Origin of the sequence: Microbacterium sp. UBA3486, assembly GCF_002377845.1 — a bacterium.
GTDB lineage: Bacteria > Actinomycetota > Actinomycetes > Actinomycetales > Microbacteriaceae > Microbacterium > Microbacterium maritypicum_A.
Genome location: NZ_DFQP01000072.1, coordinates 1 through 14,485 on the forward strand (window position 1 = coordinate 1; position 14,485 = coordinate 14,485).

Below are 14,485 nucleotides of genomic sequence, written 5' to 3' on the forward strand. Positions count from 1 at the left end.
GCCCGCCCGCCGCCCGCACCGACACCCGTCCCCGCGCCCGGTCCTACGGGCACCCCGGCGGCTGGCGCCGTGAACGCTACCTCGTGCTCATTCGCGAATGGGCCGGCCGCGGCGTCGAGGTCCCCGATCCGTATGACCCCGCGCTCGTGCGCTCGGCTCCGCGTGACCTGCGGCGGATGCTCGCCGACGCGCTGGCGGAGGAGGCCACGGCCCGCACGGTCTCCGACCTCGGCATGGGCTTCACGGTGTGGCACGACGTCGCGGTGGGAGCGGATGCCGACGACAAACTCGACCATGTGGTGCTCGGCCCGTCCGGACTGTACGGCGTGATGTCTGAAGACTTCGGGGGTGTCGTGGGCTTCCGCCGCGGCGAGATCACCGTCCCGAGTCTGGGCACCCGCGCACCGGTCACCGCTGCTCTGCGTCGTATGCGCACCGTCGCGAAGGCCGCGCGCGTGCGCTTCGGCGGGGCGATCATCGTGCTGCCCGACGACGACCTCGCCCAAGCCGTCACGCCGCTCGGCACGAGCCGCGGAGTTCCGGTCGTCGTGGTGCGACGCAGCGCTCTCGCGATGGTGCTGCGTCAGGGTGTGCCGCAGGCGCGGGCGATCGGGGGCAACGAGCTCTTCGACGTGCGCACCCGCCTGCAGCAGACCGTCCGCTTCGTCTGAGCCCGCGCTCGCCGAGCGTCGTCGCACCGCGGTCGTACCGTTGACTTCCGAATCAAACCGGTTTACACTCATCAAACCGGTTCACCGATGAGCGCATCGGAGCGTCCGGAATCCACGAGGAGGTGGCATGAGCCGCACGACCATCGCCGATGTCGCTCGCGAAGCAGGCGTCACGAAGGCCACGGTCTCGCACGCCCTGAGCGGCAACCGCCCGATCTCCGACGAGACGAAGGCGAAGGTCCTCGCAGCGGCCGAGAAGCTGAACTGGGCGCCGAGCCAGAGCGCACGGGCACTCGCCACCCGTCGAGCCAACGCGGTCGCCGTGGTGCTGGCCCGCGACCCCCAGGTCATCGCGAACGACTCCTTCTTCCCGGCCTTCATCGCCGGCGTCGAGTCGGTGCTCGCCGAGACCGAGACGGCACTCCTGCTCCAGGTCGTCCCCGACCGCGACGCCGAGGAACGGGCCTACCGCACGCTCACCCACGGCCGCGCCGACGGCGCCCTCCTGCTCGACCTGCGCACCGACGACTGGCGTGTGCCCTTCCTAGACGACCTCGGACTGCCCACCGTGCTGGTGGGCGCCTATGACCAGCCGACCGGGTTCTCGTGTGTGCGAACCGACGACACCGCCCCGGTCCGCGAGATCATCGCGCACCTCCGGGCCGCCGGGCACGAGCGCATCGCCCACATCTCCGGGCCGCTCGAATACGTGCACTCGAAAGCGCGTGCAGACGCCTATGTCGCGGCGATCGGCGACGACGAGCTGCTCCGCGAGGGCGACTTCACCGCCGCGAGCGGGCGCACCCGCACCGCCGAGCTCCTCGCCCTGCCCGACCGCCCGACTGCGATCCTCTACTCGAACGACACCATGGCCATCGCCGGGCTCTCCTACGCCCGTTCCCAGGGCCTCTCGATCCCGCAGGACCTCGCGATCTCGGGCTTCGACGACGACCACCTCTCCGCCCACCTGTCTCCGGCGCTGACCAGCGTCTCATCCGACCCCGCGGCCCGAGGCCGCGCCGCCGCCCGCCTCCTGCGGGCAGACATCCTCGGGGCGCAGCCGCGCACCGAGATCGTCGACTGCAACGTCGTGCACTTCCGGGAGAGCACCAGCTAGTAGACATCCGTATCACCGCAGCATCACCACCGCAGCGTCACCACCCGCAGCGTCACCACCCGCAGTGTCAAGGAGGACACCATGAAGAAGCTCCGCGCAATCGCCTTGATCGGCGCCACCGCTCTCATCGCCACCGGATGCTCGGCCGGAGGCGGCGGCGAAAGCTCAGCCGACGGCACCGGCCCCATCAGCATCTGGCTCTCCAACAACGAACAGGAACTCGCCTGGGGCACCGCCGTGGTCAAGGCCTGGAACGACGAGCACCCCGACGAGAAGGTCAAGGCGCAGGAGATCCCCGCCGGCTCCTCTTCGGAAGAGGCGATCACCGCCGCGATCACCGCGGGCACGGCTCCCTGCCTGGTCTACAACGTGGCCCCGGCCGCGGTCTCGGGCTGGGTCAAGCAGGGCGGACTCGTCGACCTCAGCAAGATCGACGGCGGCAGCGACTACATCACCGAGCGCGGTGGAGAGGTCGACGCCTACGCGAGCGACGGCAGCTTCTACCAGCTCCCGTGGAAGTCGAACCCCGTGATGGTCATGTACAACAAGGCGCTCTTCCAGGCCGCAGGGATCGACCCAGAAGACCCGCAGATGAACACGTACGACGCGTTCCTCGAGGGGTCGCGCGCGATCGTCGCCTCCGGCGTGCAGAGTGCGATCTGGCCGGCGCCGACGAGCGAGTTCTACCAGCCGTGGTTCGACTTCTATCCGCTGTACCTGGCCGAGACCGACGGCACGATGCTCGTCGAAGACGGCAAGTCCACGTTCGACTCGGATGCCGGGCGCACCGTCTCGGAGTTCTGGAAGACCTTCTACGACGAGAAGCTGTCGCCGAACGAGGCGTCGACCGACGACGCGATGTCGGCAGGTACCACTGCCATGCAGCTCGCCGGCCCCTGGGCGATCCCCTCCTACGCCGACACCGTCGACGTAGGCTTCATGCCGGTGCCCACCAGCGACGGCCGAGAGACTCCGACGACCTTCGCCGACTCGAAGAGCGTGTCGATGTTCACGGCCTGCAAGAACCAGGGCACCGCGTGGGAGTTCCTGAAGTTCTCCACCAGCGAGGACAGCGACGGCCAGCTGCTCGAGGCCACGGGGCAGATGCCGATGCGCACCGGACTCACCGACACCTACGGCGACTACTTCGCTGCGAACCCGAACTACGTGGCCTTCGCCGAGCAGGCTGAGAAGACCGCCGACGTGCCCAGCATCCCCAACTCCGTCGAGGCGTGGCAGGCGTTCCGCGACGAGTACTCCTCCGCCGTGATCTTCGACAAGGAGTCGATCGACGACTTCCTCGGGAACGCGGCGAAGAAGATCGACGCGCTCGTCGCCGAGTGACACCGTGACCGATGAGAGGCGGCCCCGCACCCGCTGGCTGGGTGCGCAACCGATCGGCGGGCTGTTCGCGCTCCCGTACTTCGTGTTCGTGATCGCGATCTTCGCGTATCCCCTTGCGTTCGCGGTCTACATCGCCTTCCACGACTACTTCTTCACGGCTCCGGGCACCGAGGTCGATCGCCCGTTCGTGGGCTTCGACAACTTCGTCACGGTGCTCACCGACCCGCGGGTGCTCGGGTCCTTCCGCAACACCCTGATCTTCCTGGTCATCAACGTGCCCCTCACGGCCGTGCTCTCCCTCGTGCTCGCGGCGGCCCTGAACACCGGCATCCGGTGGGTCGCGGCGTACCGGGTCGCGTTCTATGTGCCGTATCTGACCGCGAGCGTCTCGCTCGTGGGCGTGTGGATGCTGCTGTTCTCGGGCAACGGGCTGATCAACACGATCCTCGGCCCGCTCGCCCCCGATCCGTCGTGGCTCGTGAACAGCGGACTCGCGATGCCGATGATCGCGTTCTACGTGACCTGGAAGCAGCTCGGGTTCTACATCCTGCTGTATCTGGCCGCGCTGCAGAACGTGCCGAAGGAGCTGTACGAGTCGGCCGAGACCGACGGTGCCGGAGTGCTCTCGCGCTTCCGACACGTCACGATCCCCGGCGTGCGAAGCGCCACGACCCTCGTGCTGATCCTGTCGATCATCACCGGCGCGAACCTCTTCACCGAGCCGTACCTGCTCACCAACGGCGGCGGCCCTGACGGCGCCTCGACCACCCCGGTCCTGCTGATCTACCAACTGGGCATCCAGCAGCAGAACCCCGACACCGCAGCGGCCATCGGCATGATCCTCGTGATCCTCGTCGGCATGCTCTCGCTGGCGGCCAACCGCGCGACCAGGGAGCGATGATGCGAAAGAAGCGTTCACTGCCCCGCATCCTGAGCATCATCCTGCTCACGATCGCGGCCATCGGATTCGCCTTCCCCTTCTACTTCATGATCGTGGGGGCGTTCCAGGAGAGTCCGACGAACTCCCCGAGCGAACTGTTCCCGACGAGCGGGTGGACTGTCGACAACTTCGTCGCGATCGACTCGCGCATCGACCTGGTCGGCTCGCTGCTGAACTCGCTGATCTTCACGGCGGGCGTGCTGCTGGGAACCGTCGTGTTCGGGCTGCTCGCCGGCTACGCGATCGCCCGCCTCGACTTCCGCGGCCGAGGCGTGATCTGGGTGCTGATGCTGCTCGTGCAGATGGTGCCGTTCCAGCTGCTGATGATCCCCCTCTACGTGCAGATCACCCGCAACTACGGCCTCGGCGACTCGTACATGGGCATGATCCTGCCGTTCCTGATCAACACCACGGCGGTGTTCATCTTCGTACAGTTCTTCAAGGCGCTGCCGGTGGAGATCTTCGAAGCGGCGCGGATCGACGGTGCGGGCGAGATCCGCCTGCTGACATCCGTCGCGATCCCGCTCATCCGCCCCGTGCTGGTGACGGTCGTGCTGGTCACCTTCATCGGCCCCTGGAACGAATTCCTCTGGCCCTTCCTCATCACGAAGGATGCGAGTCTGCAGCCTCTGGCCGTCTCACTCGCGAACTACATCTCCAACGTGGCGCAGTCCACGGCCAACCCGAACGGCGCGATCCTCGCCGGCGCAACGGCGCTCGCGTTCCCCGTCGTCATCCTGTTCGTCGTCTTCCAGCGCTTCTTCAAGGCCACCGACCTCGGCGCGGCCGTCAAAGGCTAGCCCCCATCCCCCAGTCAGAAAGGGCCCCCATGTTCTCCGGAGCCTCCTTCCCCCTCGGTCCGTTCACGCCCTTTGAAGGCAACCCCATCCTGCGTCCGCGCGGCGACAGCTGGGAGTCGGCCAACCTCTACAACCCGGCGGCCATCGTCGACGGCGATGAGGTCGTGCTGCTCTACCGGGCGCACGCCGACGACATCATCTCCCACATCGGCATCGCCCGCTCCCGGGACGGGGTGACCTTCACCCGCGAGGACGCGCCGATCCTCTCCCCCTCCGAGGACTACGAGACCTACGGATGCGAAGACCCGCGCATCGCGCTGATCGACGGCACCTACTACCTCACCTACACGGGCTGGGACCGCCGCAGCGCGCAGCTGTGCCTGGCGACCTCGACCGACCTGCGCACCTGGACCAAGCACGGTCCGCTGTTCGACGACTTCGACACGTTCAAGACCATGGACCCGCGCGGGTTCAACTGGTCGAAGGCCGGGGTCATCGTTCCGCAGCGGATGCACGGGAAATGGTGGATGTACTTCGGCGAGGGCGCGATCTACTGGGCGACCAGCGACGACCTCATCCACTGGAGGCCGGGCACGCCCGACACCGAGCCGATGTACTCTCCGACCCCCGGCACCTGGGACGAGGCGCTCGTCGAGATCGGCGCCTCCCCTGTGGTCACCGACAACGGATTGCTCCTGTTCCTCACGAACGGCGCCACCCGCACCGTGCACGACGACGGCACCGTCGACGTCGACTACCGCTGCGGGCAGATCGCGATCGACCCGGACGAGCCGACGAAGGTCATCGCCCGCCTGCAGGAGCCGTGGCTGCGCCCGCAGACCTTCGAGGACATGCACGGACTCGTCTCTAACGTGACCTTCGTGGAGGGGCTCGTGAAGTTCCACGGGAAGTGGTTCGCGTACTACGGGCAGTCCGACACGACGCTGGCGGTCGCGATCCACGATCCGGCCGAGCCGTGGGGTCGCGCACTGCGCGACGGCGGAGAGGCGTGATGACGTGGACGCCTCCCGACGCACGTTCCTGACGTTCACGGCAGCAGCCTCCGCGCTCGCCCTCTTCCCCGTCGACGCCGCCATGGGCACGACGAACACTGCGACCGGCACGGCGACGCCGCCGCTCGAGACCGCGCGCCGGCCACGGCTGACGAACCTCGCCCACCTGCGATTCCTCCTCGCCGATGTTCCCGTCGTCGCGAGCGCGACCCACACGACGTTCGGGATCGAGACGAAACCAGCGGTCCGTGCGCCCTGGACCTACGCCGACACCGATGGTTCCGGCGGCTATCGACCCGTGGGCGGCGGCACCCGCGATGCGCTGACGGGATACTGGTCGCAGGGCGCGTACAACGCCGACGACATCGCCCGCGCCGCCGTCGTGTTCGTCCGCGAGTGGAAGGCCACGGGCGACGCGCAGAGCCGCGACGAGGCCAGAGACGTGCTTCGTTCGCTCGCCTTCCTGCAGACGACTTCCGGGCCGAATGCCGGACGCGTGGTGCTGTGGCAGCAGGAGGACGGCACCCTGACCCCCAGCGCCGTCCCTGTCGAGCTGCCCGACCCCTCGGACTCGGCGGAGTCGTACTGGCTCGCCCGCTCGGTCTGGGCCTTCGGCGAGGGCTATGCGGCCTTCCGTCGCGATGACCCGGAGTTCGCGGCGTTCCTCCTCGCAAGGCTGCACCTGTGCCTCGATGCGCTGGGTCTCGAGTCGCTCTCCCGCGCCGGCCAGTGGGTGAGAAGCGATGGGCAGAGGCTCCCCGCCTGGCTGATCGCCGGAGGAGCGGATGCGACGGCCGAGGCCATGCTCGGTCTCGCTGCCGCCACCGAGGCCGGGGACTCCCGCAGCAGGACAGCTCTGCAGTCGTACGGCGAGGGAGTGGCCGCGATGTCGACCGACCCCGCGCGGGGCTGGCCGTTCGGCGCCGTGCTGCCGTGGACGGGTTCGCTCGGGTTCTGGCACGCATGGGGTGCGGCGGCGCCGGAGGCACTGGCCAGAGCCGGAGTGCTGCTACGGCGTCGAGACTGGTCGGCCGCGGCGCTCTCGGACGCCGGACGCTTCACGCCGCAGGTGCTGGCTTCGGGCGGGCCCCACAACGCGTGGGCGCCGCTTCCCGCCGAGGCGCAGATCGCGTACGGCGCGCACGGCCGCGTGGCCGGCGCACTCCAGGCATCCACGGTCGGAGGGGAAGGCCTCCGCGTACTCGCCGGACTCGCCGCAGGATGGTTCTTCGGCGCGAACACGGCCGGCATCCCGGTGTACGACGCAACGACCGGGGTCACGTTCGATGGGGTCGAGACCGACGGACGGGTGAACCGCAACTCGGGCGCAGAGTCGACGATCCATGGCCTGTTGACGATGCAGCTGCTCGACGCGAACCGCGACGTGGCCGACCTGGCAACCTCGATCACCGGCCTCACGGCGAACACCGGTCTGCGCGTCATCGAGGCCGAGACCGCGCGACTCTCCCCCGGATGTGTGGTCGAGCGACCGGACGGCGGGGCATGGACGGGCGAGGGGAATCTGTCCGGCGGCGCATACGTGCGCATCCCCCGCGGTGAGTGGGTCGAGTTCGACGTCACCGAGTCCGGCGGCATCCTGCACGGTGTCGTGTGGCGACAGGCGGCAGATGCGGGCGAGGCCGAGTGGGAGGTCCTCCGCGGACGCCGCCGACTGTGGAAGACCCGCACCGCGGCCGGTTCGACCGGAGACCGCGGCCTCACCGAGGCCGACGGGATGCTCGTGCCTGAGCTCCTCGGTGGCGATCTGCCGGAGGCGGCGGTGACGGTGCGCTGCACGAGTCGCGGCGATGTGCGCCTCGATGCCCTGCTGATCCAGCCGCGGATCGCGAGCGCGGTGTATTCGACGCGCTCGGGCTCTGCCGTGCTCTACGCCAACGGCACGCGCCAGGATCAGCGGGTCCCACCGCTCGCGCCGGGCACCGGGCGCGCCTACGACGCAGACGGCTCGCCGCGCGGCGACGCGGCGCAGAGCGGGAAGGTGCGGGTGCGGGGTACCGGCTTCACCGTGACGCGCAGCTGACGCGCACGCTCGGCCGATCTACGCCGACCATGACAGTGCCCCGACGAGCATAAGAGCTCGTCGGGGCACTGTCGGTTGCGCTACTCCTGCGGCTGTCGACGACGGCGGACGGCGGGGAGGAGCATCCCTCCAGCGAAGAGCATCAGTCCCCCCAGCAGCAGACCGGCCGAAAGCACTCCACCGGTCACCGCCAGTGTGGGCGGCGGCGGCCGGAACACTCGCGTGGTCGTCTCAGACGGAGGCGGAACGATCGTCCCTCCCCCGGGCGGGACGCCTGTGGCGGTGGCCACGTTCCGCACCTGTCCGCGACCGACGTCGGCGGTGGTGACGGTGTGCGCAGGCACCGTGCAGGTCATCTGCGCTCCGGATCCGAGACTCGTCGCGGGACAGGTGACCGGACCCGCCGTGGGGTCGCTGACCACGATGTCGTCGATGGTCTGAGCGCCGGTGTTCGTCACGAAGATCGTCCACTCGATACGGTCACCGGGATCGATGACGCCGTTGCCGTTGACGTCGACCGGGTTCGCGCGCTTCTCGAGGGTGAGCGAGTTGGTGCCGTCGAACGGGACCTCGACCGTCGAAGGCGGCGAGACCGGGGGCTGGCCCGACGGCGGAGTGCCGGTGGCGGTGGCGGCGTTCGTCAGGAGACCCGAGTCCACGTCGGCCTGCGTCGTCTGATACTCCGCCGTGCAGGTGACGATCTGACCGGGCAGCATGCTCGCGGCCCCTGCCGGGCACTCGATCGCAGACAGCGAACCGGATCCGGAGAACGCCGTCTCGTCGACCGTCACGTCGGTAAGGGTGACGTTGCCGGTGTTGGTGACCACGAACGAGTAGGCGAGCGTCTGGCCCACGGCCGTCATCGTCGCAGGTGTCGCCGACTTCAGGATGCTGATCGCAGGAGCCGGAACGATGGGCACTTCGGTCTCAGAAGGCGGCGAGACCGGAGGAACGAGACCACCGGGCGGAACCCCTGTCGCGGTCGCGCTGTTCGTGACCTGCCCCGCATTCACATCCGCCTGGGTCAGCACGTACGTCGCGGTGCAGACGATCTGAACGCTCGGAGCGAGGGAAGCGGCGCCGGCCGGGCATTGAACGGGCGACAGCGTTCCCGAACCGGAGAAGTCCTCTTCGTTCACGGTCACGTTCGTGAGAGTGACGTTGCCGGTGTTGGTGACCACGAACGAGTAGGTGATCTCCTGGCCCACCTGGTAGGCATCAGGGGTGTTCGGGCTCGCCGACTTGACGACGCTGATGCCGGGCATGGGGTTAGGGGGGACGACGACGGTCGACGGCGGGGACACCGGAGGCTCGCCCGTCGGCGGAGTGCCGGTGGTCGTCGCCGTGTTGCTCACTCCTCCGGCGTCGAGGTCCGCCTGGGTCACCACGTAGGAAGCCGTGCAGGTGACGGTCGCCCCTGCCGCGAGCGATGCCGCGCCGGCAGGGCACGTGACCACCGGAGGCGTCCCCGTTCCGGTGAACGCCGTCTCGGTCACCGTCACACCCGTGAGCGTGACGTTGCCGGTGTTCGTCACCAGGAACGAATAGTTGATCGTCTCGCCCGCCGTCGTGATCTGGGTGCGGTCGGCCGTCTTCGCCACGGTCAGCGCCGGTGCCGAGACGACGGGGATCTCGACGGTCGACGGCGCAGACACCGGCGGAGTGCCCGAGGGCGGAGTGCCGGTCGCGGTGGCCGTGTTGTCGAGGGAGTCGGAGTTGTAGTCAGCGGCCGTCGTCGTATAGGTCGCCGTGCATGTGATCTGCGCGCCCGGGATCATCGAGGCGGCGCCCGCCGGGCAGGTGATGGCCGGCGGCGTTCCGGTACCGGAGAACGCCGTCTCGTCGACCGTGACGTTCGTGAGCGTGACGTTGCCGGTGTTGACCACCTGGAACGAGTAGGCGATCGCCTGCCCGGCTGCCGTGATCTCGGAGGTGTCGGCGCTCTTCACGAGGGTGATCGCGGATGTCGCCGTCGACGGCACGTTGACGGTGGAGGGCGGGGAGACGGGAGGCACGAGGATACCCGGCGGGACACCCGTCGCGGTGGCCGTGTTGGTGAGGGTCCCGCTGTCGATGTCGGCCTGGGTGAGGGTGTAGCTCGCTGTGCAGGTCGCCTGCGCCCCGGCAGCCAGCGGTGCCGTCGGACACACCGGGGTGGTCATGGTCCCCGAGCCGGTGAAGGCGGTCTCGTCGACGCTGATGTCGGCGAGGGGAACGTCACCGGTGTTGGTGACCACGAAGGAGTAGTCGATGACCTGGCCGACCGTGAAGTCATCCGGCCCCGACGGCGATGCCGACTTGAACAGCGAGATCCCCGGGTTCGCCGCGGCGATGGTGAGGGCATAGTCCTCCACCTCGCCCACCCCTCCCGCGCCCGTGGGCATGGAGGTGGTCAGGGCGGTGCCGCCGGAGATCCGGAACCGCGCGAAGGTCGGTCCCGCGACGGTCTGTGCGATGATGCCCGGCCAGGTGAGCGTGACCGAGGATCCGTCGGGCGTTCCCGCCGGGACCACCACGGATGCACCCTCGTTCGCGTCGAAGACGCCGTTGCGGTTGAAGTCGACCCAGCCGACCAGTGTCGCCGGCTGACCCGGCACCTTGTTCGACGCCAGCACCGACACCGAGTAGCTGCTGGTGATCCCTGCGGTGATCGGCCCGAACGTCGCGACGCCGTTCTCGTCGTCGATGAACTGGTTCGGCGCGGTGCCGCCGACCTGATCGTCTCCGGTCGCGTTCGCGCTGTACTGCATCGCCGCCTCGGTGTCGGCTGACCACCCGAGGTAGGTGGCGGCATTCAGCTCGTGGGACACGGCCCCGTAGCCGGCCGGGGCATCGCCGTAGTCGTCGGGGATGGTGGCGCAGGAGGGGGTGAAGCCGTCGATGCCTTCGCCGCCTCCCTGCGCTCGGTAGCCGCGCACGAGGATGTCGCTGGTCCCGGTGGTGGTCGCCGGCCCGCAGCGTGGCGTCGGGGTGTCCAAGCCTCCGGTCGTGTTGAAGTTCTCACCGATGGTGAGGACGGTAGGCGTGGCGGCGAGATCGATCCGCAGCTCACCCGCCGTGGTGAAGGCCATCGGCCGGCAGGTGATCTGCACCGATGAGGGCCAGCGGTTCGTGCCGTCGCCGACGAAGGTGGTCCCGGTGATGCGGTGCACGAAGGTGTTGGCGGGGCACACGCCGGTCTGCACGTTGCCACGGCTCTCGTTGTAGACGGGACCGGTGAGCCACGCGGGGTTCACGGTTCCCGTGACAGTCCCGGCGTTGCTCACGGTGATCGTGGAGCACTGGATGCTGAAACGCACGAGGATCGAGTTGGCGTTGGACGGAGAGTCGGCCGTGCGGTTCTCCGTCTGCACGCCGGTGAGCACCGAGTTCGACGGACACTCCGTCGGCGCGACGAGGTCTTTGTCGGATCCGACCGTGGCCGCTTCCGTGGAGGGTCCGAGATACAGCTGGGCGGCATCGCCCGGAGCCGCCGTGGCGGGCGGCGCGGGCACGATCAGCGCGGTGAGCACGAGCGTCAGCAGTGCGGCGACGGCCCAGGGCTTGCGACGGTCACGGCTCGTACGACGAAGATGAGTGGCTGGATTCCGCATGGGGTCGCCCTCCGTTTTCTCAGCGTCACCGGAAGCTGAGACTTTGCTCACAGTAACCGACGAATCCCCTGGGTCCAACCCCTTTTTTTGTGCTGCGACCTCGGTGAAATCACCTCGACCCCACCTCGATCCCTCCGCGGCATGCCGGAATACTTTCTTTTGAGTTATTCAAATGAAGAGGTATGCTCGATGGATGGAGACAGAACTCGACTCGGCGCTTCGCGTTGCCGGGTTGCGCGCGACCGCGGGCCGCGTCGCCGTTCTCGAGGCTCTCGACTCCATGGCCCATTCAGACGCGGAGCGGCTCTACCGTGCCGTGTCTGAGGTGCTGCCGACCACGTCGATCCAGTCGGTGCACAACATCCTCGCGGACCTGACGACGGCGGGCCTCATCCGCCGGATCGAACCGGCAGGCTCCGCGGCGCTCTACGAGCGGCGCATCAACGACAACCACCACCACGTCGTCTGCACCTCCTGCGGTGCCATCGGCGATGTGGACTGCGTCGTCGGCGAAGCGCCGTGTCTCACCCCGTCCTCCACGGGGGGATTCACCGTCCAGACAGCCGAAGTCACCTTCTGGGGCCTCTGCCCCAGTTGCCAGAACGCCGCGCAATAGCAGTCCGCCGATCACCCGTCCCCGGATGGGGGTAATCGTTGCGCCTGCGCGGAGAAGGAGAACACCATGACGAAACCTGCCACCACCACGCAGGCCGGAGCCCCGATCGCGAGCGACACGCATTCGCTCACGGTCGGCGCCGACGGCCCCACCGTCCTGCACGATCACTACCTGGTCGAGAAGATCGCGGCCTTCAACCGCGAGCGGGTGCCGGAGCGCAACCCGCACGCGAAGGGCGGCGGCGCGTTCGGCGAGTTCGTCGTCACCGAAGACGTGTCGGCCTACACGCGCGCGGCCGTCTTCCAGCCGGGTGCGGCCAGCGAGACCCTCATCCGCTTCTCCTCCGTCGCCGGAGAGCAGGGTTCACCCGACACCTGGCGTGACGTGCGCGGGTTCTCGCTCCGCATGTACTCCGAAGAGGGCAACCTCGACATCGTCGGCAACAACACCCCGACGTTCTTCCTTCGCGACGCGATCAAGTTCCCGGACTTCATCCACTCGCAGAAGCGCCTCGGCGACTCGGGTCTGCGCGATCCCGACATGCAGTGGGACTTCTGGACGCTGTCGCCGGAGAGCGCCCACCAGGTCACGTATCTGATGGGAGACCGCGGCCTGCCCCTCAGCTGGCGGCACATGAACGGCTACGGCTCGCACACCTACTCGTGGGTCAACGCCGCAGGCGAGGTGTTCTGGGTCAAGTACCACTTCATCTCACAGCAGGGCGTCGAGGCGATGAGCAACGAAGAGGCCGAGCAGCTCGCCGGATCGGACGCCGACCACTACCGGCGCGACCTCTTCCGGTCGATCGCCGACGGCGAGTTCCCGAAGTGGGACCTGTACGTGCAGATCATGCCCTACGACGAGGCCAAGGCTTACCGGTTCAACCCGTTCGACCTCACCAAGACCATCTCGAAGAAGGACTACCCGCGCATCAAGGTCGGCACGCTGACCCTGAACCGCAACCCGGAGAGCTTCTTCGCACAGATCGAGCAGGCTGCCTTCTCGCCGGGGAACCAGGTGCCGGGCACCGGCATCTCCCCGGACAAGATGCTGATGGGGCGCATCTTCGCCTACCCGGACGCGCAGCGCCACCGCATCGGCCCGAACTACAACCAGCTGCCGGTGAACCAGCCGCACGCGAGCGAGGCGCGCAACTACCAGCACGAGGGCTCGATGCGCTACCAGTTCAACGACGCCGCGCACCGCACCTACCAGCCGAACTCCTATGGAGCAGCAGGAGGCCCGGAGGCCGACCCGTCGAAGGGCATCGAGGTGAACTGGGAGGCCGACGGCGAGATCCAGCGCTCCGCCGCGACCCTGCACCCCGAGGACGACGACTTCGGGCAGCCCGGCACGCTCTACCGCGAGGTGTTCGACGCCGAGCAGCGGGCACGTTTCCTGGAGACGCTCACCGGCCAGGGGCGTTCGATCACCGTCGACGCCATCCGCGAGCGCTTCTTCCAGTACTGGACGAACGTCGACGCCGCACTCGGCGCCGCGCTGCGCGACCGCGTCTGATCCTCGCGATCACCGGAACGGAAACGGCCTCCCGGAGACTTCGGTCTCCGGGAGGCCGTTTCGTCGTCCCCGGCACTGCCGGGCGCGTCAGGCGCCGACCGGCTCCGGTTCGGGGACGATCGCCTCGAACGCCACCTCGCCCGCCGGGGTCATCCACGCCCGCAGCATCGCGCGGATGGCGCCGGCCATGTCGATCGACCGGTCGAACAGCCACTGGGTCTGCAGACCGTCCATGGTCGCGGTCAGGCGCAAGGCCGCGTCGTGCGGATCGATGTCGGGTCGCAGCTGACCGGACGCGATGGCGAGCGCGATCGCCTGTCCGGTGCTCGAACGGATCCTCTCGTAGCGGCGCCGGAAGTACTCGTGCGCCGGGTGATCGGCAGCCGACGCCTCGGACGACAACCGCACGAAAAGCTCGATCAGACCCGGCACGAGACGGTTGTGGTCGGCGAGGTCGACCATTCCGCGCAGCACGCCCATACCGCCGTAGCCGCGGGCGTAGGGACGGAAGCGGTCGCGATCCTCGATGTCGCGGGCTTCGAGCACGGCTTCGAGCAGGGCTTCCTTGTCGGCGAAGTGGTGCAGCAGTCCCGCGCGCGAGATGCCGCACACCGCGGCGATCTCGAGGATCGTCGCCGAGAGGAAGCCGCGTTCGGCGAAGTGGTCCGAGGCCACGCGGATGATCTCCTCGCGGCGCGCTCGGCCGTTCGCGTATCCGCGCCCTCGCAGCGTCGTCGCATCAGCCATGGGGGAAACCGTAGCACCGCTCTTGACAAAACCGACACAAGTGTAGATATTTAACCGAACCACCCGCCGCACCCGCACCGCCCGC

Annotated in this window: 11 protein-coding genes; 9 read left to right on the forward strand and 2 right to left on the reverse strand. The window is 68.5% G+C overall.

Translation table 11 applies throughout. The features are described from left to right. The 7 genes from B2869_RS10515 to B2869_RS10545 form a co-directional block, all read left to right on the forward strand. The coding region (locus B2869_RS10515; protein ID WP_292766044.1) for a molecular chaperone DnaJ at positions 1–671 on the forward strand (671 nt) is incomplete at its 5' end. 127 nt (positions 672–798) lie between these two features. Further along, positions 799–1,788 (forward strand): LacI family DNA-binding transcriptional regulator, encoded by a 990-nt coding sequence (locus B2869_RS10520; RefSeq protein WP_136024709.1) that lies wholly within the window; start codon positions 799–801, stop codon positions 1,786–1,788. Between the two features lie 81 nt (positions 1,789–1,869). Continuing rightward, on the forward strand, positions 1,870–3,132 hold the full coding sequence (locus B2869_RS10525) for an ABC transporter substrate-binding protein (protein WP_292766048.1): 1,263 nt from the start codon (positions 1,870–1,872) through the stop codon (positions 3,130–3,132). Between the two features lie 4 nt (positions 3,133–3,136). Beyond that, positions 3,137–4,033, forward strand: a complete 897-nt coding sequence (locus B2869_RS10530; protein WP_292766051.1) for a carbohydrate ABC transporter permease — start codon at positions 3,137–3,139, stop codon at positions 4,031–4,033. Next, positions 4,030–4,872, forward strand: a complete 843-nt coding sequence (locus B2869_RS10535) for a carbohydrate ABC transporter permease (protein WP_081859796.1) — start codon at positions 4,030–4,032, stop codon at positions 4,870–4,872. The genes B2869_RS10530 and B2869_RS10535 overlap by 4 nt, the downstream gene beginning before the upstream one ends. 29 nt (positions 4,873–4,901) lie before the next feature. Next, positions 4,902–5,885 (forward strand): glycoside hydrolase family 130 protein, encoded by a 984-nt coding sequence (locus tag B2869_RS10540; protein ID WP_029260678.1) that lies wholly within the window; start codon positions 4,902–4,904, stop codon positions 5,883–5,885. 4 nt (positions 5,886–5,889) lie between these two features. Then, a complete protein-coding gene (locus B2869_RS10545) occupies positions 5,890–7,926 on the forward strand; it encodes a hypothetical protein (protein ID WP_292766057.1) in 2,037 nt (678 codons plus the stop codon). An 80-nt stretch (positions 7,927–8,006) separates the two neighbouring features. Here the strand turns inward: B2869_RS10545 and B2869_RS10550 are convergent, their stop codons facing one another. Continuing rightward, positions 8,007–11,519, reverse strand: coding sequence for a DUF7507 domain-containing protein (locus B2869_RS10550; protein ID WP_292766060.1), 3,513 nt, complete (start codon positions 11,517–11,519; stop codon positions 8,007–8,009). A 193-nt stretch (positions 11,520–11,712) separates the two neighbouring features. Between B2869_RS10550 and B2869_RS10555 the strand changes: the two genes are divergently transcribed. After that, the gene (locus B2869_RS10555) at positions 11,713–12,135 is read left to right on the forward strand and encodes a Fur family transcriptional regulator (RefSeq protein ID WP_029260681.1); all 423 of its coding nucleotides are present in this window, start codon (positions 11,713–11,715) and stop codon (positions 12,133–12,135) included. 66 nt (positions 12,136–12,201) lie between these two features. Next, positions 12,202–13,653, forward strand: coding sequence for a catalase (locus B2869_RS10560; RefSeq protein ID WP_292766064.1), 1,452 nt, complete (start codon positions 12,202–12,204; stop codon positions 13,651–13,653). A gap of 87 nt (positions 13,654–13,740) precedes the next feature. Here the strand turns inward: B2869_RS10560 and B2869_RS10565 are convergent, their stop codons facing one another. Then, the gene (locus B2869_RS10565; RefSeq protein ID WP_051668199.1) at positions 13,741–14,400 is read right to left on the reverse strand and encodes a TetR/AcrR family transcriptional regulator; all 660 of its coding nucleotides are present in this window, start codon (positions 14,398–14,400) and stop codon (positions 13,741–13,743) included. Positions 14,401–14,485 lie beyond the last annotated feature (85 nt).